Origin of the sequence: Dactylosporangium cerinum (genome assembly GCF_042653625.1) — a bacterium.
In the GTDB taxonomy this organism is placed as follows: Bacteria; Actinomycetota; Actinomycetes; order Mycobacteriales; family Micromonosporaceae; genus Dactylosporangium; species Dactylosporangium cerinum.
The window spans coordinates 361,507-384,196 of the sequence record NZ_JBHSIU010000028.1 but is presented as its reverse complement, the minus strand read 5'-3'; the positions used below and the strand labels follow the sequence as shown (position 1 = coordinate 384,196).

The following is a 22,690-nucleotide window of genomic DNA, read 5'->3' as shown; positions in this document are numbered from 1 at the left end:
TCGCCGAAACCGGTGTGCGGATAAAGACCGGGGTTCTCCCGCCGAGGAGTCGACCGGCCTTCGCGGTGGTTCGTTGTGTTACCTAACAAACTAGCCGCGAGGACGGCCGGGCGGAAGAGTCGTCTACCGACCAGTCGGTTTCGCGTGGTTTTCGAAACCGGCCAGCCGGTTCCGCGGCGGTTTGTGCCGGTCAGCTGATTGCATGGTGGCTTTTCGCCAGCTGGCTTCAGATGGTTCGCGGCCGGCGTCAGGCGGGTTCGCGGTGCTTTTCGCAGCCGGTCAGCGGCGTGTCGAGGGTGGCCAGGGCCGTCGCCGTCGCCGCGTCGGCCGGAGTGTAGACGATCATCCGCAGCTCCGGGGTGCCGGCCAGCTGCATGCTCTGCGTGGCCAGCCGCAGGTCGCCGAGGCCGGCGTGCCGGAAGATCTTCAACCGGCTGCCGGGCACGGCCACGTCGTGCGACTGCCACGCCGCGGCGAACTCCGGACTGGCCGCGGACAGGTCGCGGACGAAGCCCTCCCACGCCGGCTCGCCCAGATGCCGGGCGAACGTGGCCCGCATCGTGGCCACCATCAGCGGCAGCTCCTCCGCGAGATTCACGAACGGCATGCAGCACTCCGGGGTGACGAACAGGTGCCACAGCGCATTGCGTTCGCGGCCCCTGCGCCGGACCAGATCGGTGAAGAGCTGGGCGTACGGGGCATTCCACGCGAGCAGGTCGTAGCGGCCGTTGTACACGCAGGCCGGCAACGACATGCCGTCGAGGATCAGCTGGATCTGCGGCTCGAGGGGGCAGGCGGCCGGCTGCGGCGTGAACGCGGGGACGTCGGCCAGCCGGTACAGGTGCTCGCGCTCGGCCTCGTCCAGCCGCAGCGTGCGGGCGATCGCGTCCAGCACCTGCACACTGGCGTTGATCGCGCGGCCCTGCTCCAGCCAGGTGTACCAGGTGACCCCGACCCCGGCGAGCTGCGCCAGCTCCTCCCGCCGCAGCCCCGGCGTCCGGCGCCGGAACCCCGGCGGCAGGCCGACGTCGGCGGGACTGATCCTGGCGCGCCGGGACCGCAGGAACGCGGCCAGCTCGGCCCGGGACGTCGACACGGTCACTGTGCTGATTGTCGTCGCTTCCGGTGGCGGCTGCCAGGTGGTGCTGATACCAGGATGAGCGGGCTCTCGTTACCAGTGTCCGCAGCGCCCGAGGCTCGACGTCATGACCACGACCCTGGAAGTCAGGACCGGCGGGGCGCTGCTCGCGACCGTGCTCGGCGGGCAGTTCATGGCCGTCCTGGACGTCTCGATCGTCAACGTCGCGGTGCCGTCGATCCGCGCCGACCTCGCCGCGTCGGGAGCCGGCCTCCAGCTCGTCGTCGCCGGGTACGCCATCGCCTACGCGGTCCTCCTCGTCACCGGCGCCCGCCTCGGCGACCGGCACGGCCACGGCCGTGCGTTCCAGGCCGGGCTGGCCGGCTTCACGGTCGCATCGCTGCTGTGCGGCCTGGCCCCGTCGACCGGCACGCTGATCGCCTGCCGCCTCCTGCAGGGCGCCGCGGCGGCGCTGATGGTGCCGCAGGTGTTCAGCATCATCCAGCGCACGTTCACCGGCCCGGCCCGCACCCGCGCCCTCGGCTTCTACGGCGCCGTCCTCGCCGGCGCGGCCGTCGCCGGCCAGGCGTTCGGCGGCTTCCTCACCGGCGCGGACCTGCTCGGCACCGGCTGGCGCCCGGTGTTTCTGGTCAACGTCCCGGTCGGGCTGGCCCTGCTCCTGCTCGGCCGCCGGCACCTGCCCCGCGACCGCAGCCCGGACCCCCGCCGCCTCGACCCGCTCGGCGTGCTGACCCTCGCGTCCGCCGTGTTCACCCTGGTCCTGCCGCTGGTCCTCGGCCACGAGTCCGGCTGGCCGTGGTGGACCTGGACAAGCCTCGCCGCGAGCGCCGCCCTCTTCGCCGGATTCACGATGGTGCAGCGGCGCAGCGCGGCCCCGCTCATCTCGGCGCTGGTGCTGCGCTCACCGGGTCTGGTGCCCGCATCGGCCGCGATCCTGGCGGTGATGGCCTCCTACGCCGGCTTCCTGTTCACCCTCGGCCTGCACACCCAGGGCGACCTCGGTTACTCCCCTTTCAAAGCAGGTTTGGTACTGGTGCCCGCCGCCGCCGGCTTCGCCGTGAGCAGCCTCACCTGGCGCCGGCTCCCTCCGCCCTGGCACCGACGGATCATCCCGGTGGCGCTGCTCGTCGTCACGGTCAGCTACGCGCTCATGGCGTGGACGATCCGGGCCGGCCATCCGCTGGGCCCGGCGTACCTCACCGCCAGCACGATCTACGGTCTCGCCCTGGGTGCGTCGTTCAGCCCGCTGATCGGCGTCGCCCTGGCTCACGTCCCCCCGTCGGTGGCGGCCGACGCCAGCGGCGTGGTCGCCACCGTCACCCAGCTCGCCGCCGTCCTGGGCGTGGCCACCTTCGGCACGATCTACCTGTCCCTCGTCCCGTCCCCGTCGGCGGCCGCGATCACCGACGCCACCCTGTGCGCCGCGGGCCTGCTCGCCACCGCCACCGCCACCGCCCTGCTCCTCACCCGCCGCCCAACCTGAACGCCCGCCACGACCAGCGTGATGGGCCGCGGGCAATTCCGGCCCTGGTCGGGCGCGGGGGTCAGTAGGCCTGGACGGTCCACTTCTGGTTGGGGGCGCCGGAGCAGTCCCAGATGATGACCGGGTTGCCGGCGCTGGTGCCGCCGTTGGCGACGTCCAGGCAGCGGCCCGAGCGGGGGTTGAGGATGGTGCCGTCGCCGCGCAGCGTCCACTTCTGGGCGGGGGTGCCGTTGCAGGCGTAGAGCTGCACGGCGTTGCCGTTGCCGGTGCCGGCGTTCTGGACGTCGAGGCAGGCGCCGTCGGCGCGGACGGTGCCGTCGCCCTGGAAGGTCCAGCGCTGGTTGGTGCGGCCGGACTGGCGGGCGTCGCAGTTGTCGATGACGGCGCGGTTGTTCTCGCCGGAGCGGTATTCCAGGCACTTGCCGGAGCCGGTGCCGCGCAGCTGGCCGGTGAGCAGCGGCGGCGGTGCCGCGGAGGTGGTGACGGACTTCGACGGGGACGCCGAGGCGCTCGCCGGCGGGGCGGCCGGTGCGGAAGACTTCGAGCGGCTCGGTGACGGGCTGGCTGAGGACGGGGCGGTCGACGGTGACGGCGACGTGGCTCCCTTGGTCAGCTCGGGCAGGCCGCCGACGCCCGGAAAGCGCGGGCTGGCGTCCGCGGCGGCCGGGACCGGGCTGCCGCCGGTGTCGCGGACCAGCTGCAGGACCACGGCGGCGGTGACCAGGAGGATCAGGACGGCGACGGCGACCGCGCCGACCGGGTACCGGCGCCAGGGCGCGGCCCGCCGGCGGGCGCCCCGGTAGTCGGGGCCGTCCTCCTCGACCTCGTCGGTGACGATCTCGAAGGCCGGTGGCACGTAGTCGGCGACGGTCGGCGAGTCGTCGGCCATCACCACGACCGGCGCCACCCCGACGGGCTGCGGGTCCGGCGCGGTGACCTCGGCGGCCGGGTCCCCGGCGGTGGCGAACACGGCCGGGTCCACGAGCGCCGGGGACTCGACGAGCGCCGTCGGCTCGACGGCGGGCGGGGCTTCGACGACGGGCGGGGCTTCGAACGGCGTTTCGGCCGAGCTGGCCCGGATCTCGCCGGCCAGCGTGCCGACCGTCGCCGGGTCGGCCACGTCGCCGGAAGCACTGTCGCTCGCGAAGCCGCCAGCGGCACCGCCCGCAAAGCCGTCGGCACCGTCGACCGCGAAGCCGCCAGCACCGCCGTCGGCAAAGCCACCAGCAGAGCCGCCGACACCGCCGGCAAAGCCACCAGCAGAGCCGCCGACACCGCCGGCAAAGCCACCAGCAGAGCCGCCGACACCGCCGGCAAAGCCACCAGCAGGACCGCCACCAAAGCCGCCAACACCACCAGCAAAGAGGTCAGCACCACCGGCAAAGCCGCCGGCAGCACCTGCAGCAAAGCCGCTGGCACCACCGGCAATGCCGCCGGCATCGCCAGCAAAGCGGTCAGCGCCACCGCCGGCAGCACCGTCGCTAGGACCGTCAGCAGCAGCACCCACGAAGCCGCCGGCGGGAAGCAGGTCCGTGTCGGAAGCGAGGTCCGCGCCGGACGAGAGGTCCGCGCCGGATGAAAGGTCCGCGCCGGACGAGAGGTCCGCGCCGGACGAGAGGTCCGCGCCGGACGAGAGGTCCGCGCCGGACGAGAGGTCCGCGCCGGACGAGAGGTCCGCGCCGGAAGGCAGGTCCGAGTCGGAAGCGAGGTCCGCTTCGGAAGAGAGATCGGCGTCGGAAGAGGCGTCGGGCTCGCCGATGTAGAAAGTGTCCGGCTCGTCGGTGACGGGAACGAGCGGAATCGAGGCGGTCGCGATCGCTGTGGGGCCGCCGCGGCGCTGGCGGGGAATCGCCGCGCCTGCCGGGAACGTCGGCTTCGCCGGGTTGAACGGCTCCGGCAGGACGGGGACCTTCGCGGTGGCGGAGGCCGTCGGCGGGACGCGATGCCGAGCCGCGCGGTCCGCACGCCGCGGCGTTTCGCCCGGCTGCTCCTGCTCGTTGCCGTCTTCAGCGACGGACATACCCGACGTGCTCCTTCCAGCGGCCATCATTGCCCGCTGCACCGTAGCCTGCGCACGCAACAACGCGCGACCGGCCGTTCGGCCCCAACAGGAGCGGTCCGTTGCCATTGGCCGGTAAGTTTTCCCGCATGGCTCCTGACGGCTGGGAAACGTTCGCGGCACAGCACACGGTGTGGGGCCGGGTGACCGACGGTGCGTCACATCGTGACCGGGCGGTGGCGCTCGTGCGCCAGCTCGCTGCGGCACGCAGACGATCGGCGGCCGACCTGAACGACGATCCGTGGCAGGACGGTGACTTCGCGCGACGGATGTCGGCGCAGGTGGCGAGTCTGATCGGGTTCCTGCCGCAGGACGTGCGGTTCAGCGGGGCCGAGGCGGCGCTGCTGGTGACGACGCCGTTCCTGCACGACGCGCTGTGGGCGGGCATCGCCGCCGCCGAGCGCGGGGTGCAGCCGGGCGACCTCGAGCCGTCGCAGGACGCCTCCAGCGATCGGGCCGCGTTCGAGCGGTTCTCCCAGACGTACGCCCAGCCGCACCGCCGCGCGCTCGCCGCGATCCGGGCCGGCCGGCGGGAGGCGGCCACGGAGATCGGCTGGTGGCTGCTGCACCGGTGGATCGGCCGGCGGCCGGCCGTATATCAGCCGGCCACGATCGAGGCGCTGATCCGGGGCCCGGAGGGGCAGACGCAGGACCTCGCGACCGCGCTGGACGACGAGCCGCAGAAGCGCCTGGCGGAGCTGCTGCGGGCGATCCGCGCGGACCCGGCGTTCCTGAACCGGCACGACCGGCCGGAGTCGCTGGTGTCGGAGGACCGGCACGGCACGCGGGAGCGCCTGGTCGCGTTCCTGCTGACGATCGCGCGGTGGCTGGCGATCGAGGCGACGGTGCTGCCGGAGGTCATCGGCGAGCACCTCGGCATCGGTGATCCGGTCACGCCGCGTCAGGTGATCGACACGGTGCACGCGGCGCGGTGGGATCTGCGCGGGGCGACCCTGGTGCTCAACGCCGACTGTGCGCACCCGTCGATCGAGGTTGCGCTGCGGGTACACATCGAAACGCTGAATCAGCTGCTCGCTGAGGCACAGCGGGCGGCCGCGAGGGACGAGACCCTCAAAGCGCTGCAGCATCTGCCGAACCGGGCCGCGACCGACGAGGTGCGCCCGGCGGTCATCGACGGAGCGCCGGCCTACCAGTCCGCTGGTGTGCGGTTCCGGCTGGCCGAGGACCGGGTGCGCGAGCTGCTGATGGGCGAGCAGCTCTACGGCGACCCCGCCCTCGCCATCCGTGAGCTCTACCAGAACGCCCTCGATGCTTGCCGGTACCGCGAGGCTCGCACGGAGTTCCTGAACCGGACCGGCCCCGAACAGCAGCCCTGGGACGGCCGGATCCGGTTCGAGCAGGGCGTCGACGACGCCGGCCGGGGATACCTGGACTGCGTCGACAACGGCATCGGCATGGGGGTCCGCGAGCTGAGCGAGGTGTTCTCGCAGGCCGGGGTGCGCCTGGCGGACCTGCCGGAGTTCCTCGAGGAGCAGGCCGAGTGGGCCCGGCTCGACCCGCCGGTGCAGCTGTTCCCCAACAGCCGGTTCGGCATCGGCGTGCTCAGCTACTTCATGCTCGCCGACGAGCTGACCGTCGAGACGTGCCGGATGGGCCGCGACGGGCAGGCCGGCGAGCGGCTGCGGGTGTCGATCGCCGGGCCGGGCAGCCTGTTCCGGATCCAGGTGCTGGGCCCGGGCACCGACTCGGGCACGACGGTGCGGCTGCACCTGCGGGAGGGCGTGACCGTCGCGTCGGTCGAGGAGCTGCGCAAACTGCTGTGGGTGGCCGAGTTCGGCACCGACGCGACCGACGGCGTGGAGACCCAGCAGTGGGCGCCCGGGCAGCTGTCGGAGGCGGCGACGGCGGTCGACGAGGACGACGAGGACGACGAAGGCGTCGGCGCCGGGGTGGTCCCGGCCGAGGGGTCGCGGGTGTGGTGGTGCAAGGGCACCGGCGCGCTGCTCGCCGACGGGCTCTACGCCGGCAAGGAGATCTTCGGCGCGGTGGTCAACCTCAACCGGGACCTCGCGCCGCGGCTGTCGGTCGACCGGACCAAGATCCTGGCGTACCGCGAGGACGACGTCGACCGGCTGCTGTGGGAGGCGGTGCCGGCGCTCACCGCGCCCGGCACCACGCTGCTCGGCTACGAGTGGCTGTGCCGCCTGGCGCCGATCCGGCCACTGGTCGCGGACCTCGTCTTCGAGCAGGCGATCGAGCGCGGCCACGGCAAGTGGGACATGGACGGCGAGACCGTCGACGCCGCGGTCACCGGCTGTTTCGTGGCCAACGACGGGCCGGTCGGCGGGCCGGACGAGCTGGTCGAGTGGCGGCTGACGGCACTGGCCGCGGGCGGGCGCTACCGCAAGGTGCTCAAGCCCGGCGCGGACTGGAAGCGGGCGCTGCGCTCCCGGCCGTCGGACGCGCTGCTGCTCAGCGTCGACGTCGACGGCACCGGGCCGTGGCTCGATCCGGTCGACATCGTGCCGCTGGTGCATCTGGTGCGGGCCGCGCGCAAGACCGGCCGCAGCGCCCTGGAGATCGCGGCCCGGCTCGACCAGCTCGGCTACGAACCGTCGGTGGGTGCCGCGCACGTCGGCGTCGACCCCGACGACCTGGTCTTCACCAGCCGGGACGTGGACGGCACCCGGCCGTGGATGCACCCCGATCAGCCGGTGCATCTCGTGCACCTGCTGCGGGCGACGCACAAGACCGGCCGGCCGATCCAGCAGATCGTCGCCCGCCTGCGGCAGCTGGGCTTCGACGTGGACGTCGACGTGGACATGCTGCCGATCGAGCAGTTCGGCCCGAAGGACCTGACCATCGCCAGCCGGGACCTGGACGGCTCGCACCCGTGGCTGGACCCGCGGGAGCCGGTGACCCGGCTGCACGTGCTGCGCGCCGCGCACAAGGTGGACCTGCCGGCCGACGAGACCGCGGCGCGGCTGGCGCTGCTGGGGTACCCCCTCGAGCCCGGCTGGGAGTCGCTGACGGTCGAGTCCGACGACCTGGTGCTCATCTCCCGCGACCTGGACAGCACGTCACCGTGGCTGGACCTGCTGGAGGAGGTGGCGCCGGTGCACGTGCTGCGCGCCGCCGAGCGGACCGGCCGGCCGGTGGCGGAGGTGGTGACGCGGCTGCGCAGCTTCGGGTTCACCCTCGGGGGCAATCTCGAGGTGCTGGACACGGTGAAGCTGGAGCCGGAGGACCTGCAGCTGGCGAGCCGCGACCTGGACAGCTCGCAGCCGTGGCTGGACTCGTCGCGGCCGGTGCCGCTGATCCATCTGCTCCGGGCGGCGGAGGCGACCGGGCGGGACGTCGCCGACGTGGCCACCCGGCTCGCGGCGGTCGGGTACCGGGTCGACGTCGACCCCGACGCGATCCTCATCGATCACCTGGAGCCCGACGACCTGACCATCACCAGCGAGGACCTCGACGGCTCGGACCCGTGGCTGGACCCGATGAAGGCGGTCCCGACGATCCGCATCCTGCGCGCTGCGCAGCGGACCCGGCGCAGCGTGCACGACATCGCGGCCCGGCTGACGTTCCTCGGTTACGCGGTGAGCCTGCAGGGCTCGGGTCCGTCGCTGGACCAGGTGGAGCCCGACGACCTGCTGATCACCAGCCGGGACCTGGACGGGTCGCAGCCGTGGCTGGACCTGGACGAGCAGGTGCCGCTGCCGCACCTGCTGCAGGCGGCGCGGCGGGTGCGCCGGCCGGTGCACGAGGTCGCGGCCCGGCTGGAGACGCTGGGGTACACCGTCGACGTCGACCTCAGCAGCATCCAGGTCGACTCGGTGAAGCCCAACGACCTCCTCCTCGCCAGCACCGACCTGGACGGGTCGCGGCCGTGGCTGGACGCGAGCCAGCCGGTGCCGCTCAACCACCTCCTGGCCGCGGCGCAGAAGATCCGCAAGCCGATCGAGGACGTGTCGAGCCGGTTGCGGGCGTTGGGCTACTCGGTGCCGGACGTCGACTCGCGCCTGCCCCGCCTACGCCCAGGCGGCGTGTAGGAGACCGCCCTACGCGCCGTCGGCGCGCAGGGCGGGCAGCAGTTCCGACTGGGACCAGGCGAGGAACTCCTCCTGGTGCCCGCCGCCGATCTGGACCAGCGCGACGTGGGTGAACCCGGCGTCGACGTACTTACGGACCGCCGCGACGTGCCGGTCCAGGTCGGGCCCGCACGGCACGGCCGCGGCGACGTCGTCCTCGGTGACGAACGCGGACGCGGCGTCGAAGGCGCGAGGGTCGGGCAGCTCGGCGAGGACCGGCCACTGCAGGCCGAACCAGCGCCACTGGTCGAGGGCGCGCTTGCGGCACTCCGACTCGTCGGGGCCGTAGCAGAGCGCGACCTGCCCGTACGCCGGCTTGCCCGGCAGCCGCAGCGACGCGTCGGGCGCGACGGCGACCGTGCCGTCCAGCTTCTTCGACAGCGCCAGGGAGTCTTCGCCGGACACGGCGAGAACCACCGGCACGCCGTCGTCGGGCCGGTCCCACAGCCGCGCCTCGGGCACGTCGAAGTACGTGCCGCCGTGGTGGACCGTCTCCCCGGCGAGGAGCGGACGGATGATCTCGAGGGCTTCGGCGAGCATCTCGTGCCGCTGGGTGCGGTGCGGCCAGGCGCCGGCGATGTGCTCGTTGAGGTTCTCGCCCGCGCCGAGGCCGAGGGTGAACCGGCCCTGCGACATGGCACCGATGGTCGCCGCCTGCTGGGCCACGACCGCCGGGTGATAGCGGCGGATCGGGCAGGTCACCATGGTCATGAGTTCGAGGTTCTGGGTGGCGTACGCGACCGCGCCGAGCACCGACCATGCGAACGGCGAGTGTCCCTGCTCGACCAGCCACGGGTTGTAGTGGTCGGAGATCGCCGCGAAGTCGTATCCGGCCTCTTCCGCGCGCACCGCGTCGTCGACGAGGTCACAGGGCGCGGTCTGCTCACACATCAGTGTGTAACCGAAGTTCGCCATGGCCCCTGGGTACCCCGTGCGCGGGCCGTTACGCGCTTGACGATCATCCTTGGAGAATGCCCAGCACGTAGGCGAGAATCAATCGATGTCTCCCTATCTACCGGTGATCCGGCATCCGGTGTTCAACCGGGTCCTGCCGGGGCTGGCGCTCTCCGCCCTGGGCGACGGCATGAGCGCGGTCGCCGTCGGGTGGCTGGCGCTGCAGCTGGCGCCGCAGCACGCGCGGGGCCTGTGGGTCGGGCTGGCCGTGGCCGCGTACGCGCTGCCCGGCGCCGTCGGCGCGATCACGCTGGGGCCGTTGCTGCGCAACCACGGCGCCGCGCAGCTCGCCGCGTGGGACGCCGGCCTGCGGGCGGCGCTCCTCGGCGCCGTCGCGCTGCTGTACGCCTGCGGTGGCCTGTCGATCGGCCGGTACGTCGTGCTGCTCGCCATGTCCGCCCTGCTGTCGGCGTGGGGCTCGGCCGGGCGGTACACCGTCATCGCGCAGGTCCTGCCGACCACCCTGCACCTGCCGGCCAACGCGCTGCTCACGGTCATCGCCGAGGCCTCGACGGTGGCCGGGCCGGTGATCGCGGGAATGCTGATCGCGGTCCTCGGCGCGCCCGCCGTCCTCGCGGTCGACGCCGCCACCTTCGCCGTCCTCGCGGTGTCGTTCCTGCAGATCAGGTCGCTGACGCCGGCCCAGCCGCCGACCGGCGACCGTGGCGAGGGCTTCGCCGTGATCGGCCGGGACCCGCACCTGCTCGGACTGATGATCATGACGTTCTGGTTCTTCCTGCTGTTCGGTCCGGTACCGGTGGCCGTGCCGCTGTTCGTGTCGAGCGCGGGCGAGGTCGGGCTGCTGTACACCGCCTTCGGCGTGGGCGCGGTCACCGGCGCGGTCGTCACCGGGCACCTGCGCCGGTTACCACTGTGGCCGACCACGATCGGGGTGGTGATCGGCTTCGGGCTGCTGCTCATGCCGCTCGGCCTGGCGCTGCCCCTCTGGGCGCACATGGTCACGCTGGTGCTCGCCGGGCTCGCGTGGGCGCCGTACCCGGCGACCAGCATGTCGCTGTTCCAGCGCAGGGTCGCGGCCGGGCAGCTGCCGCCGGTGCTCGCCGCCCGCGGCGCGGTGCTCGTCGTGTCGACCCCGCTGGGCACGCTGCTGGGCGCGCCGCTGGTCCAGGCGGCCGGGGCATCGGCCACCTTCGTCATCTGCGGCGCGGCGACCGCGGGCGTGGGCCTGGTCGCGCTCGCCGTCCACCTGCGGATTCGGACCCGGGCCCGGCAGCGCACCGGGCTTCAGGCGACCTCGTCCAGCACGTTGCGATAAGAGCAAAGGCGGCGGGTGTACTCCCTGAGCACGTCGATCGCCTCGTCCAGGTCGTCGGTCAGCACGTCGGGCAGGTCCACGAGCAGGCGCCTGCCGTCGACGGTGCCGTAGCCGCTGACCTCGAACGCGCCCTCCCGCACCCACAGGTCGACGCCGAGGTCGACGGTGGTCCGGTCATACCGCAGCACCACCCCGACGAGCGCGAACGGTGCCTCGCCCGGCCCGATCCGCCCGATCAGCTCCCAGTGCATGGGGCCGTGCGTGGCGGCGATCTGCTGCCCGTACCGCTGGAAATCCTCACAGGCGTCATTGAGGGCTCCGAGCAGTGTGGCGGCCCCACCCGACCTCGCGTCCATGATCATCCTCCTGCTGCGCGATAGGCGGCACCCACCCCGGTCGGGGTGGTGCCGTTGCTGTAGAGACCGGTGTCGCCCGCTTTCGAGCTGTACAGGATGAACCAGGCATACCGCTCGACGAACGACAGCCCTTCGAGCATCGCCGTGGAGCTCTTCACGAAGCTGACCTGCTGGTCCATGGTCGGGTAGACGGTGCCGTTCTCGAACCGCATCAATGCGTACTCGGTCAGCCAGATCGGCAGTTTGTACTTGTTGTAGACGTTCTGCAGGTAGCGCTTGAGCTGGTTCGGCGCGTCCGGTCCGAAGTCGCCGCCGTACCAGTGCAGCGTGATGAAGTCGACCTTGTAGCCGCGCTGCCGCGCCCCGGTCATGAACCGGTCGAGCCAGCCCCCGGCGGTGTCGCCGCCGTACGCGACCGACGGGCTGCCCAGCCGCAGCCCGGAGGCCTGCAGCTTCGGCCACAGGTCCAGGACCTGCTCGGGGCTCATGTTCGACTGCTCTTTGAGGTCCGGCTCGTTGAACCCGAGCAGCACGCTGCCGTTCTGCTTGGCCTTGGCCACGTCCGCGTCGACGTTGGCGGTGCCCCAGACCATCGGCACGAACTCGACCCCGCTGGTGGCACCGAAACTCGGGCTCGGCGACCAGTTGTAGTACCAACCGGCCTTCATGTCCTTGACCGCGGCCTGGTTGAAGTTCACCTTGCCGTTGGTGCTGACGCCCTTCTTCGGGCTCTTCACTGCCGGCGGCAGGGCCACCGGTGCGCTTGTCGACCTGCTTGGTGCCGCGCTGGACGGTGGGGCGCTGCTGGGCGCCTGGGCACTTGTACTTTGCGTCGCGGACGGCGATCCGCCCGGCTGGGACACCACCGCCGGCTTCTGCTCGCCGTTCGTGGCCACGTAGACGGCCCCGGCGGCCCCGGCGATCGCGACGGTCGCGGCAACGCCGGCGAGGGCGGGTTTCGCCGCGCCGAACCAGCCGATGATCAGCCCCTTCAGCCCTTTTGCGGTCACCGCCGTGGTCGCCAGCGCTCCGGTCTTGGCGGCGGCCGCGCTGAAGACGAACGGCACCGGCACCAGCGAGATCCCGGCCAGCAGGCGCTCCGCGGCGACCATGTCCATCCACGCCCGGTCACACCGCTGGCACTCCCGCGTGTGGCGGGCCAGGCGCTTGCGCCACAACGCGCTCGGGCGGCCGTCCCAGCTGGTCACGATCGCGTGCAGCTCCGGGCAGCGGGGGCGCACCGCCAGGGCCCGCACCACCGCACGGGCCGCGTCGAGCTGCGCCTTCATCCGCTGGATCCGCACCGCGGCGTGCTGCTTGCTGATCCGCAGCGCGTCGACGACCTCTTCGCGCTCCAGCTGCCCGGCGGCCTCCAGCCACCACAGCGACAGCAGCTCCCGGTCGTCGTGGTCCAGCCAGCGGGTCGCCTCGGCGACCTCCTGACGCTGCCCGGACAGCCGCAGCCGGGTGATCGCGAGGTCGGCGAAGTCGGCGCCGGGGTCGGCGGTGTCGGTCGGGTCGGCCCAGTCGCCGACCAGCGGCGCCTGGGTCTGCCGCCGGTGCCGGTCCCTGACCTGGTGCATCGCGATGGCGACGGCCCACGACCGGAAGCTGTCGGGCTCCCGCAGCCGGGGCAGCCCGTCGACGATGCGGAGCATGGTCTCCTGCACCACGTCGTCGACGTCCGCGTGCCCCTGTAACGCCCGCCCGACGATGTTGTAGATCAGCGGCAGGTACTCGGCGACCAGGGCGTCCAGCGCCCGCTGGTCCCCGTCCCGTGCCGCGATCACCGTGGCCGTGCCCATCCGCACCTCCTGTCGAACTATTCAGGAGACGGAGCAGCTCAGGGTCAATAACGCTTTCCCACGACTTTTTCTCCGGTCACGTTGGGCTGATGGTCTCATCACGTTCGGCTCCACCTGCGCGCTGCCTTCGCGGCGGGTGAGGCGGGTGGGGCAGAATGCAGGATCGTGACGACCTCCATTCAGCAGCGGATCGCCGAAGAGCTCGGCGTCAAGGAGCGGCAGGTGACCGCGGCGGTCGAGCTGCTCGACGGCGGCGCGACCGTGCCCTTCATCGCCCGGTATCGCAAAGAAGCGACCGAGATGCTCGACGACACCCAGCTGCGCACCCTGGAGGAGCGGCTGCGCTACCTGCGGGAGATGGAGGAGCGCCGGGCCGCGATCCTCGAGTCGATCCGCAGCCAGGGCAAGCTCGACGACGCCCTCCAGGCGCAGATCATGGCCGCCGACTCCAAGGCCCGGCTCGAGGACATCTACCTGCCCTACAAGCCGAAGCGCCGCACCAAGGCGATGATCGCCCGCGAGGCGGGTCTCGAGCCGCTCGCCGACGGGCTGCTCGCCGACCCTTCGGTCGAGCCGCTGGCCGCCGCCGCGGTCTTCGTGGACGCCGACAAGGGCGTCGCCGACGCCGCCGCGGCCCTCGACGGCGCGCGGGCGATCCTGGTCGAGCGCTTCTCCGAGGACGCCGACCTCATCGGCTCGTTGCGCGAGACGATGTGGTCGCAGGGCCGGCTCGTGTCCCGCATGCGGGACGGCAAGGAGTCCGACGGGGCGAAGTTCTCCGACTACTTCGACTTCAGCGAGCCGTTCACCAAGCTGCCCTCCCACCGGATCCTCGCGATGTTCCGCGGCGAGAAGGAGGAGATGCTCGACCTGGTGCTGGAGCCCACCCAGGACCCCGACGCCCCGTCGCTGTACGAGCCGACGATCGCCTCGAAGTTCGGCATCCGCGATGAGGGCCGCCCCGGCGACAAGTGGCTCAACGACACGGTCCGGTGGGCCTGGCGCACCCGGATCCTCGTCCACCTCGGGATCGACCTGCGGATGCGGCTGTGGCAGGCGGCCGAGGAGGAGGCCGTGCGGGTCTTCGCCTTCAACCTGCGCGACCTGCTGCTCGCCGCGCCGGCCGGCACCCGTGCCACGATGGGCCTCGACCCGGGCTTCCGCACCGGCGTGAAGGTCGCCGTCGTCGACGCCACCGGCAAGGTCGTCGACACCCACACGATCTACCCGCACGTGCCGCAGAACAAGTGGAACGAGTCCCTGGCCGTGCTCGCCGCGCTGTGCCAGAAGCACAACGTCGAGCTGATCTCGATCGGCAACGGCACCGCCTCCCGGGAGACCGACAAGCTCGCCGCCGACCTGGTCAAGCAGTTCCCGGCGCTCAACGTCACCAAGGTCATGGTGTCCGAGGCCGGCGCGTCGGTGTATTCCGCCTCCGCCTTCGCCTCGCAGGAGCTGCCCGGCATGGACGTGTCGCTGCGCGGCGCCGTCTCCATCGCCCGCCGCCTGCAGGACCCCCTCGCGGAGCTGGTGAAGATCGACCCGAAGTCGATCGGCGTCGGGCAGTATCAGCACGACCTGTCCGAGTCGAAGCTCTCGCGCTCCCTCGACGCGGTCGTCGAGGACTGCGTCAACGGCGTCGGCGTCGACGTCAACACCGCCTCGGCGCCGCTGCTGACCCGCGTCTCGGGCATCGGCGGCAGCCTCGCCGACGCGATCGTCGCGCACCGCGACGCACACGGGCCGTTCCGCTCCCGCAAGTCGCTGAAGGACGTGGCCCGGCTCGGCCCGAAGGCGTTCGAGCAGTGCGCGGGCTTCCTGCGCATCCCCGACGGCGACGACCCCCTCGACTCCTCCAGCGTCCACCCCGAGGCGTATCCGGTGGTCCGGCGCATCCTGTCGGCGACCGGCACCGACATGAAGTCGCTGATCGGCAACGGCACGGTCCTGGCCCGGTTGAAACCGGCCGACTTCGTCGACGACACCTTCGGCCTGCCGACCGTCACCGACATCCTCAAGGAGCTGGAGAAGCCGGGCCGCGACCCGCGCCCCGCCTTCAAGACGGCAACCTTCGCCGACGGCGTCGAGAAGATCTCCGACCTCACGCCCGGCATGCTGCTGGAGGGCGTGGTCACCAACGTGGCCGCGTTCGGGGCGTTCGTCGACGTCGGCGTCCACCAGGACGGCCTGGTGCACGTGTCGGCACTGTCGTACACGTTCGTGAAAGACCCGCGCGAGGTCGTCAAGCCCGGCGACATCGTGCGGGTGAAGGTCCTCGACGTCGACATCCCGCGCAAGCGGATCTCGCTGACCCTGCGCCTGGACGACGAGGCCCAGCAGTCCGGCGCCCCGGCCGGCAGCGGCGGTGGCGCCGGCGGCCAGCGCGGCGGCGGCCAGCGGGGCGCAGGCGGCTCGGGCGGATCCGGCGGCGGTGGTCAGCGCGGCCCGGGTGGGCGCGGCGGCCAGGGTGGCGCCGGGGGTCAGGGTGGCGGCCAGCGTGGTCAGGGCGGTGGCGGCGGCCAGGGCGGCGGTGGTCAGCGGGGCGGGTCCGGAGGCGGCGGTGGTCAGGGCGGCCGCGGCGGCGACTCGCGTGGCGGCGGGCGGCAGCGGGACAGCGGGAGCCTGCAGAACAGCGCCCTCGCCGACGCGCTCCGCCGGGCGGGTCTGGACAAGGGCCTGGACGGGCTGAACAAGAAGTAGCGACCGGGTCGCCGTGATCCGGACCTTCCGGATCACGGCGCCGGTTCAGTCCTGCTCGCCGGCCTTCCCCCACGGCCCACATTCGTCGGTATGCCACTTGGCCTTTGGCTCGGTGCCAACTTGCGGCCCTGCCGACTTGCGGCCTTGATCGAAGTCGCTGGGTGGCTGTCCAGGCGACCAGATCCCGCCGTTGATCCCCTGGGCTCGCTCCGGGTCAGTGCAGCGCTCCCTTTCGCGGATCCGCTCACCGCCGTCTCTCTTCAGCGGTTGATCGAAGTCGCGCACCGGCCGCCGGACCGACCAGAACCGTGCTTCGATCACGCCGCCCAAAGATCGAACCAACGCCTGGCGCCCTTCGATCACCCTTTGCGGGATGTCCTGGATCGCGGTGGTGGCGAGGGTCAGCGCAGGCGCCAGATCGTCGTACGCATCGTGCACTGGTCCTCGAGTTTCACGCGGACCGGCACCTCGTACGTCGCCAACGCCTCGAACAGCCGGGTCGGCAGGTAACCACGGCCCGGGTCGCCGACGAGGACCTCGGCACCGCTGCGGCGCAGGAAGCCCAGCACCCGCTCGGCGACCGGGCCGCTGTAGAAGACGTCGCCGGCGACGATGACCTCGGCCGGGACCGGGACCGTCGAGGTCACGATGTCCACGCCGTTGGCCCGCGCGTTGCGGGCACAGGCAGCGAGGGCTTCCGGGTCGGTGTCGACGGCGGTGACCGTGCACGCGCCGGCGCGGGCGGCCGCGATCCCGACGAGCCCGGATCCCGCACCCAGGTCCATGACGCTGCGACCGGCCACGAACAGCGGCTGGTCGAGCAGGAACCGGCCCAGGGCCATGCCGCCCGGCCAGGCGAAGGACCAGAAGGGCGGCGGCGCGTCGCTGCGGTACTCCCCGCCGGTCGCGTCGAACAGGCCGGCCTCCTCGTCGGCGAGGTCCAGGGTGAGTTCCGGAAGCAACGGGATGATCATGCTGCGGCCGGGAAGCGGTGGATGTTGGACTCGACCCAGGTGCGGAGGTGCGCGAGCGGTGCGCAGGCGTCACGGCCGAGGGGAGTCAGCTCGTACTCCACCCGCAGCGGCACCTCGGCGAAGACCTCGCGGGTGACCAGCCCGTGCTCCTCGAGTTTGCGCAAGGTCACGGTCAGCACCTTCGGGCTGATGCCCTGCAGGCGGGTGCGCAGGCTGCCGAAGCGCCGCGGTCCGTCCTCCAGGGCGCCGAGGGCGAGCGCGCTCCACTTGTTGGCGAGCAGGTCGAGCATGTCGCGGCACGGGCAACAGGCCGCGTAGACGTCGTCGGGCACGGGCCAACGGTACCCAATGGAAAGTCATCACCCTTGCGGGTAACTAGGGCGTCGTGGATAGCGTCGGTCGTATGGGTACGAACATGCCGGCCGTGATCAGCACATCGCGCGGCCTTGAGGACGTCGAGTTGCCGGTCCCCGCACCGGGACCGCGGGATCTGCAGGTCCGGGTGCGGGCCGTGTCGGTGAATCCGGTGGACCACAAGGTTCGCCGGGGCGGTGGCGACAAAGTGCTCGGCTGGGACGCCGCCGGGGAGGTCGTCGCGGTGGGCAGCGAGGTGAGCCTGTTCGCCCCCGGCGACGAGGTGTACTACGCCGGCAGCATCGATCGCCCGGGCGCCAACTCACGGTTGCACCTGGTCGACGAACGGATCGTGGGGCGCAAGCCGCGGTCGCTGGACTTCGCCGCCGCGGCGGCGCTGCCGCTGACCACGATCACCGCCTGGGAGACGCTGTTCGACCGGTTCCGGCTGGACGCCGGCTCGACCGGCACGCTGCTGGTGCTCGGCGCCGCCGGTGGGGTCGGCTCGATGGTGATCCAGCTGGCGAGGGCGCTGACCGGGTTGACCGTGATCGGCTCCGCGTCACGTGACGAGTCTCGCAAGTGGGCCCTGGACCTCGGCGCGCACGACGTCGTGGACCATCACGACCTCCCCGAAGGGGTGGACTACATCTTCTCGCCGAGCACGGCGGGCCGCATCGAACGGTTCGCCGAGATCCTCCGCCCCGGTGGCGCGATCACCGCGATCGACGAACCCGAAGGGCTGGACCTGTTGCCGCTCAAGGCGAAGAGCATCAGCTTCCACTGGGAGCTGATGTTCACCCGGTCGCTGTTCCAGACCCCGGACATGATCGTCCAGCACGACCTGCTGGACCGGGTCGCCGACCTCGTCGATGCCGGCGCGATCCGTTCGACGCTCACGACCCGACTGTCGCCTATCGACGCCGCAACCCTCACTCGAGCTCATGAAATGGTTGAAGGCGGACATATGGTTGGCAAGGTGGTCGTGGCGGAGCCGCTAGAGTGATTCCTCGAAGTCTCCCCATCCCCCGTGGGAAGGACCGTCGTGGACTGGCCTCCGTACCTTGAGTTCAGCGTGCCGATCACGCTGACTGCCTGGGTCGTCGCGGTGGCGGTGAGCCTGTGGCGCTCCCGTCCCCGCCTACCCGAGCCCGGGCCGACCCGCAGCGACCTGCCCGGCCAGGAGCCGCCGGCGGTGGTCAGCCTCATGGTCAACCGGTGGCGCTCCGACGAGGACGCGATCGACAGCACCCTGCTGGACCTGGCCGCGCGCGGGTTCCTGGAGCTGCGGGAGACCGGCGAGGAGCCGGCACAGACGACGGCCCGCCTGCGCAAGGGCGACGGCCGCAGCCTGACGCCGTACGAGCAGCAGATCCTGGACCGGGTGCACCGCCTGTCGATCAACGGGGAGACCTCGCTGAACCGGCTTGCCTTCGACAGCTGGACCGAGGCACGCAGATGGCGGCGCACGTTCTACCGGGCCGTCGTGGAGGAGGCACGCACCCGCGGCCTCTCCCTGCCCCGCCTGTCCTCGACGACGCGGCGCGCCCTGCTGCTCGGTGCGATCGTGCCGTCGTTGCTGATGTTCGTAACGTGGTGGTGGGTCGACAGCGAACTCAGCGCCAAGGTCCCGGACCAGGTCACCGGCGCGCTCATCGGCACCGGCGCGATCTACCTGGCGCAGTACTTCGTGGTCGACTTCGGCTGGGCCGACCAGACCACCCAGGAAGGCGTGGCCGCGACGGAGAGCTGGCTGGCGCTGCGCGAGCACCTGACGACGCTCGAGGGCGTGGCCGATCTCGCCCCCGCGGATGTCGCGTCGTGGGGCCGGGAAATGGCGTACGCCTCAGCCCTCGGCGTCCTTTCGGCGGACGAGGCCTTGGTACGCCTGACGCCCGGAGCCCGCTCCCGCTGAGCAGCCCTGATACCCGTAACCCACACCCGCTGAGCCACCCTGACGCCCAGGGTCCGTTCCCGCTGAGCCCCGCTGAGCCGCTGAGCGCCACACCAGCGTCGAGCTGCCCGTCGGCATCGAACCGGCCACCCGCGTCGAGCGACCTACCGACGTCGAGCGACCCTGCTGAGCTCAAGCGGCCTGCCGAGGTCGAGCAACCCTGCCGACGTGAGCGATCCTGTCGCCCTCAAGCAACCTGTCGACGTGAGCGACCCTGTCGACCTCAAGCGGCCTGCCGACGTCGAGCGACCCGTCGACATCGCGCGACCCACCCGCGTCGAGTGACCTGTCGAGGTCGGGCGGCCCACCAACCTCAAGCGACCTGTCGGAGTCGACGGCCCACCAACCTCGAGTGACCTGTCGACCTCAAGCGGCCTGCCGACGTTGAGCGACCCGTCGACATCGCGCGGCCCACCCGCGTCGAGTGACCTGTTGAGGTCGAGTGACCTGTCGAGGTCGAGCGGCCCACCAACCTCAAGCGACCTGTCGGAGTCGACGGCCCACCAACCCGCGAGTGACCTGTCGACCCAACCTCGAGTGACCTGTCGACGTCGAACAACCCGTCAGCGTCGCGCGGCCCTATCGGCGTTGACCGGCCCTATTGGCGTTGACCGGTGAACGGCCGCCGCTAATAGCACCGTACTCTACGAGGAAAAATTGATCTCCAAATCGTAGGCGCGCCATCACGTTCCGTGGTGGTGGCAATGGCGGAGGCTCAGCCCGCGTTGCCGCGCAGGAGGAGGGTCAGGAACTCGGCGTTGGACTGGGTCTTTGACAGCCGGTCCAGCAGTTGCTCGGTCGCCGACTGGTTGCTGGCCGACAGCGCCTTGCGGAGGCGGGAGACGGCGAGCAGCTCGTCCGGGTGCAGGATGACGTCGTCGCGGCGGGTGCTGGAGGCGTCGATGTCGATCGCAGGGAAGACCCGCCGGTCGGCGAGCTTGCGGTCGAGCTTGAGCTCGGCGTTGCCGGTGCCCTTGAACTCCTCGAAGATGACCGTGTCACCGGTCGATCCGGTCTCCACCAGCGCCGAGGCGATGATGGTGAGCGAGCCGCCGTTCTCGATGTTGCGGGCGGCGCCGAGCAGGCGCTTCGGCGGGTAGAGCGCGTTGGCGTCGATGCCGCCGGTCAGGATGCGGCCGGAGGCGGGCGCCGAGTTGTTGTACGCCCGGCCGAGCCGGGTGATCGAGTCGAGCAGCAGGACCACGTCGTGGCCCAGCTCGACGAGCCGCTTGGCCCGCTCGATGGCGAGCTCCGCGATGCCGGTGTGCTCCGACGGCGGCCGGTCGAACGTCGAGGCGATGACCTCGCCCTGGATGGACCGCTGCATCTCGGTGACCTCTTCGGGCCGCTCGTCGATCAGCAGGACCATGATGTGGACCTCGGGGTTGTTCTGCGCGATCGCGTTGGCGATCGACTGCAGCACCATCGTCTTGCCGGCCTTCGGCGGCGACACGATGAGCGCGCGCTGGCCCTTGCCGATCGGCATGACCAGGTCGATGAGGCGGTTGGTGAGCTGCCGCGGGCCGGTCTCCAGGCGCAGTCGCTCCTGCGGGAACAGGGCGGTCAGCTTGCTGAACTCGGGCCGGCTGCGGGCCCAATCGGGGTCGTTGCCGTGCACGGTGTCCAGGCGGGTGAGCGTCGCACCGTTGGCGCTGCCGGTGACGGCGTCGCCGTGGCGGAGCCCGTAGCGCCGGACCATGGCGGCGGGGATCGCGACGTCGTCGGGGCCTGGGCTGTAGCTGTCGACCCGGAGGACCATCTTGTCGCGGAAGACGTCGGCGATGCCGGAGACGTCCCGGGCCTCGCCCGACTCTGGGGGCTGAGGCTGGTTACCGGGGCGGCTGTGGTCCCGGTTGCGCTGCGGAGATCTGGTGCGGCGAGGTTTCGCCGGGTGATTCTGCTTGGCGTTTCGATCCAACACTTCGGTTGGGGCCATGGGCGTCCTCCTCAGGACTGGCGTGTGAGATGGCTAGTGTCCCTGAGGACACTGGGCCGAAACGCGTGTGACTTTGGCTTCCTGCGAGAGGGCGTGACACGCGTTTGAGAAAGGTGGTCCCCGGGCGACAGACCGCCGACTTCCGCGGGACTGGCTTGACCGTAGCTCGTCCAGCCGTCCAGGGCAAGTATCTGTCCGTAGTCGACACGCTACCTTCCGGCAACCAGGTGGCGGACCAACCCGCACCAACCCGGCGGAACTCTGATTGGTGTCAGGAAGCACACCAGCTCGGGGGCTGACATGAACAGCTCGTTCGACACGGTACGCGCCGAAGCCCTCTTCGCCTCCGCACTGCAGGCCTCGCAGGCGCCGTCGCCGGTGCAGGTCCGCGCCGCCGTCACCTCGACGCTGCGCCGCTTCGGCATCAAGGGCTGCGCGGCGCGGGTCGCCGGCGAGTTCGGTGAGTACCCGGAGCCGGCCGCCGCCCGCATGAACTGGGCGCTTACCATGATCAACGCGGCCTACCAGGAGCTCGCCACCCGCGAGTTCGCGTACGCGGGCTGACCTGCGAAGCGTTTCGATCTCGCGGCGCCGGTAAAACAGCAGATGTGGACCTGCGCCTGACCGTCGACCTGCCACGCGATCTCGATCGCATGAACACTCTCAGGCACGTCCTGGACGGCGCGCTCGCCGGCCTCGGCGTCGACGAGCAGATACGCACCGACATCGGCCTGATCGTCTCGGAGACGTGGGCCAACGTGATCACCCACGTTCGGGTGGGCGTCGCTTATCAGGTCCGCGCTACGGTCGATGAGAAGGCCTGCGTGATCGAAGTCACGTCGCCGCAGGATGCGCCGGACGCACTCCTGCCCTCGGAACCCTCCCTTCAGGTTGTCTCGTCACTTGCCGACACGATCGATGTCGGCGGCGACGGCTTGCTGCTGAGAGTGGTGAAGCACCTGTGACCGCATTCGCCGCGATGGCCTCCCCCGCCGCGGACGGCACGGTGACCGTGACCGCCACCGGCGAACTCGACATGACGAGCGCTCCCACCCTCATCGAGTCCCTGCGCGACGCCATCCATGCGTACGCGCCGTCCCGGGTCGATCTCGACCTCTCCGGCGTGCCCTTCATGGACTCGACCGGCATTCAGGTACTCGTCGCCGCCCAGGCGGACGTGGGCGGCGACCTGCGCATCACCGGCACCAGCCCGGCCGTGCACCGGCTGCTGCAACTCACCGGCCTGCTCGAAACGTTCGGGCTAACCGTTTAGCAACCGAACAGTCATCACCTCGGCACCCGGCCAGGAGTTAGCTGGCACACAGCAGGGAGCAACGAGCAGGAGGTAACACCATGGAGTCAACATTCGAGGCGGTCCGCGCCGAAGCACTCTTCGCCTCCACGTTGCAGATGTCGCAGGGCGCCGAGGACGCCGACGTACGTGCCGCGGTGACGACCACGCTGCGGCGGATGGGCGTCCAGGGCTGCGTCGCGCGGGTCGCGACCGAGTTCGGCGACCACCCGGAGACGGCGTCGATGCGGATGAACTGGGCGCTGCGGATGATCCGGCACGCCTACACCCAGTCGTGCACGCCCGAGGTCTTCGCCCGCCGGGCCGCGCTCACCTGAAGCCGAACGGCGAAGCCGAAGCCGAAGCCGAAGCCGAAGCCGAAGCCGAACGGCGAACG

At 71.4% G+C, this 22,690-nt stretch carries 19 protein-coding genes; 10 read left to right on the top strand and 9 right to left on the bottom strand.

Features of this window, described 5'->3' with window-relative positions:
* Positions 1-247: 247 nt before the first annotated feature.
* Positions 248-1,102 (bottom strand): helix-turn-helix transcriptional regulator, encoded by an 855-nt coding sequence (locus tag ACFPIJ_RS24530; protein WP_380117543.1) that lies wholly within the window; start codon positions 1,100-1,102, stop codon positions 248-250.
* A gap of 103 nt (positions 1,103-1,205) precedes the next feature.
* On the opposite strand from ACFPIJ_RS24530, the gene ACFPIJ_RS24525 reads away from it, so the two are divergent.
* Positions 1,206-2,582: an MFS transporter gene (locus ACFPIJ_RS24525; RefSeq protein WP_380117541.1), complete on the top strand. Its 1,377-nt coding sequence runs from the start codon at positions 1,206-1,208 to the stop codon at positions 2,580-2,582.
* Between the two features lie 61 nt (positions 2,583-2,643).
* On the opposite strand, the gene ACFPIJ_RS24520 is transcribed toward ACFPIJ_RS24525, so the two are convergent.
* The gene (locus ACFPIJ_RS24520; protein ID WP_380117539.1) at positions 2,644-4,602 is read right to left on the bottom strand and encodes an RICIN domain-containing protein; all 1,959 of its coding nucleotides are present in this window, start codon (positions 4,600-4,602) and stop codon (positions 2,644-2,646) included.
* A 128-nt stretch (positions 4,603-4,730) separates the two neighbouring features.
* Between ACFPIJ_RS24520 and ACFPIJ_RS24515 the strand changes: the two genes are divergently transcribed.
* Positions 4,731-8,654: a wHTH domain-containing protein gene (locus ACFPIJ_RS24515; RefSeq protein WP_380117537.1), complete on the top strand. Its 3,924-nt coding sequence runs from the start codon at positions 4,731-4,733 to the stop codon at positions 8,652-8,654.
* Positions 8,655-8,663: 9 nt separating this feature from the next.
* Here ACFPIJ_RS24515 and ACFPIJ_RS24510 read toward each other — a convergent pair whose 3' ends face one another.
* Positions 8,664-9,608 carry a TIGR03557 family F420-dependent LLM class oxidoreductase gene (locus ACFPIJ_RS24510; RefSeq protein WP_380117535.1) on the bottom strand — a complete coding sequence of 315 codons (945 nt, stop codon included), beginning with the start codon at positions 9,606-9,608 and terminating at the stop codon, positions 8,664-8,666.
* Between the two features lie 85 nt (positions 9,609-9,693).
* Here ACFPIJ_RS24510 and ACFPIJ_RS24505 point away from each other — a divergent pair, with 85 nt between their 5' ends.
* The gene (locus ACFPIJ_RS24505; RefSeq protein WP_380117533.1) at positions 9,694-10,923 is read left to right on the top strand and encodes an MFS transporter; all 1,230 of its coding nucleotides are present in this window, start codon (positions 9,694-9,696) and stop codon (positions 10,921-10,923) included.
* Here ACFPIJ_RS24505 and ACFPIJ_RS24500 read toward each other — a convergent pair.
* On the bottom strand, positions 10,893-11,279 hold the full coding sequence (locus ACFPIJ_RS24500; RefSeq protein WP_327006738.1) for a hypothetical protein: 387 nt from the start codon (positions 11,277-11,279) through the stop codon (positions 10,893-10,895). The two genes, ACFPIJ_RS24505 and ACFPIJ_RS24500, sit on opposite strands and share 31 nt — an antisense overlap.
* A 2-nt stretch (positions 11,280-11,281) precedes the next feature.
* Positions 11,282-13,084: a sigma-70 family RNA polymerase sigma factor gene (locus tag ACFPIJ_RS24495; RefSeq protein ID WP_380117531.1), complete on the bottom strand. Its 1,803-nt coding sequence runs from the start codon at positions 13,082-13,084 to the stop codon at positions 11,282-11,284.
* A 165-nt stretch (positions 13,085-13,249) separates the two neighbouring features.
* Between ACFPIJ_RS24495 and ACFPIJ_RS24490 the strand changes: the two genes are divergently transcribed.
* Positions 13,250-15,784 (top strand): Tex family protein, encoded by a 2,535-nt coding sequence (locus ACFPIJ_RS24490; protein ID WP_380117529.1) that lies wholly within the window; start codon positions 13,250-13,252, stop codon positions 15,782-15,784.
* Positions 15,785-15,829: 45 nt separating this feature from the next.
* Here ACFPIJ_RS24490 and ACFPIJ_RS24485 read toward each other — a convergent pair whose 3' ends face one another.
* From ACFPIJ_RS24485 to ACFPIJ_RS24475, 3 genes are read right to left on the bottom strand one after another with little or no spacing between them, the layout of a single operon-like run.
* A complete protein-coding gene (locus ACFPIJ_RS24485; protein ID WP_380117527.1) occupies positions 15,830-16,222 on the bottom strand; it encodes a hypothetical protein in 393 nt (130 codons plus the stop codon).
* Positions 16,186-16,758, bottom strand: a complete 573-nt coding sequence (locus tag ACFPIJ_RS24480; RefSeq protein ID WP_380117525.1) for a class I SAM-dependent methyltransferase — start codon at positions 16,756-16,758, stop codon at positions 16,186-16,188. The genes ACFPIJ_RS24485 and ACFPIJ_RS24480 overlap by 37 nt, the downstream gene beginning before the upstream one ends.
* Positions 16,755-17,090, bottom strand: a complete 336-nt coding sequence (locus ACFPIJ_RS24475) for a winged helix-turn-helix transcriptional regulator (protein WP_380117523.1) — start codon at positions 17,088-17,090, stop codon at positions 16,755-16,757. Before ACFPIJ_RS24475 ends, ACFPIJ_RS24480 begins: the two co-directional genes overlap by 4 nt.
* Positions 17,091-17,161: 71 nt before the next feature.
* On the opposite strand from ACFPIJ_RS24475, the gene ACFPIJ_RS24470 reads away from it, so the two are divergent.
* The gene (locus ACFPIJ_RS24470; RefSeq protein WP_380117521.1) at positions 17,162-18,118 is read left to right on the top strand and encodes a zinc-binding alcohol dehydrogenase family protein; all 957 of its coding nucleotides are present in this window, start codon (positions 17,162-17,164) and stop codon (positions 18,116-18,118) included.
* Positions 18,119-18,157: 39 nt separating this feature from the next.
* Entirely contained in the window at positions 18,158-19,027 is an 870-nt protein-coding gene (locus tag ACFPIJ_RS24465) for a DUF2207 family protein (RefSeq protein ID WP_380117519.1), read from the top strand.
* Between the two features lie 754 nt (positions 19,028-19,781).
* On the opposite strand, the gene rho is transcribed toward ACFPIJ_RS24465, so the two are convergent.
* Entirely contained in the window at positions 19,782-21,002 is a 1,221-nt protein-coding gene (gene rho, locus ACFPIJ_RS24460; RefSeq protein WP_380117517.1) for a transcription termination factor Rho, read from the bottom strand.
* A gap of 300 nt (positions 21,003-21,302) precedes the next feature.
* Here rho and ACFPIJ_RS24455 point away from each other — a divergent pair, with 300 nt between their 5' ends.
* From ACFPIJ_RS24455 to ACFPIJ_RS24440, 4 genes are all read left to right on the top strand, one after another.
* Positions 21,303-21,566: a hypothetical protein gene (locus tag ACFPIJ_RS24455; protein ID WP_380117515.1), complete on the top strand. Its 264-nt coding sequence runs from the start codon at positions 21,303-21,305 to the stop codon at positions 21,564-21,566.
* Between the two features lie 44 nt (positions 21,567-21,610).
* The gene (locus tag ACFPIJ_RS24450; protein WP_380117513.1) at positions 21,611-21,967 is read left to right on the top strand and encodes an ATP-binding protein; all 357 of its coding nucleotides are present in this window, start codon (positions 21,611-21,613) and stop codon (positions 21,965-21,967) included.
* Positions 21,964-22,275 (top strand): STAS domain-containing protein, encoded by a 312-nt coding sequence (locus ACFPIJ_RS24445; protein WP_380117511.1) that lies wholly within the window; start codon positions 21,964-21,966, stop codon positions 22,273-22,275. Before ACFPIJ_RS24450 ends, ACFPIJ_RS24445 begins: the two co-directional genes overlap by 4 nt.
* A gap of 80 nt (positions 22,276-22,355) precedes the next feature.
* Positions 22,356-22,631, top strand: a complete 276-nt coding sequence (locus ACFPIJ_RS24440) for a hypothetical protein (RefSeq protein WP_380117509.1) — start codon at positions 22,356-22,358, stop codon at positions 22,629-22,631.
* The last annotated feature ends 59 nt before the right edge of the window (positions 22,632-22,690 follow it).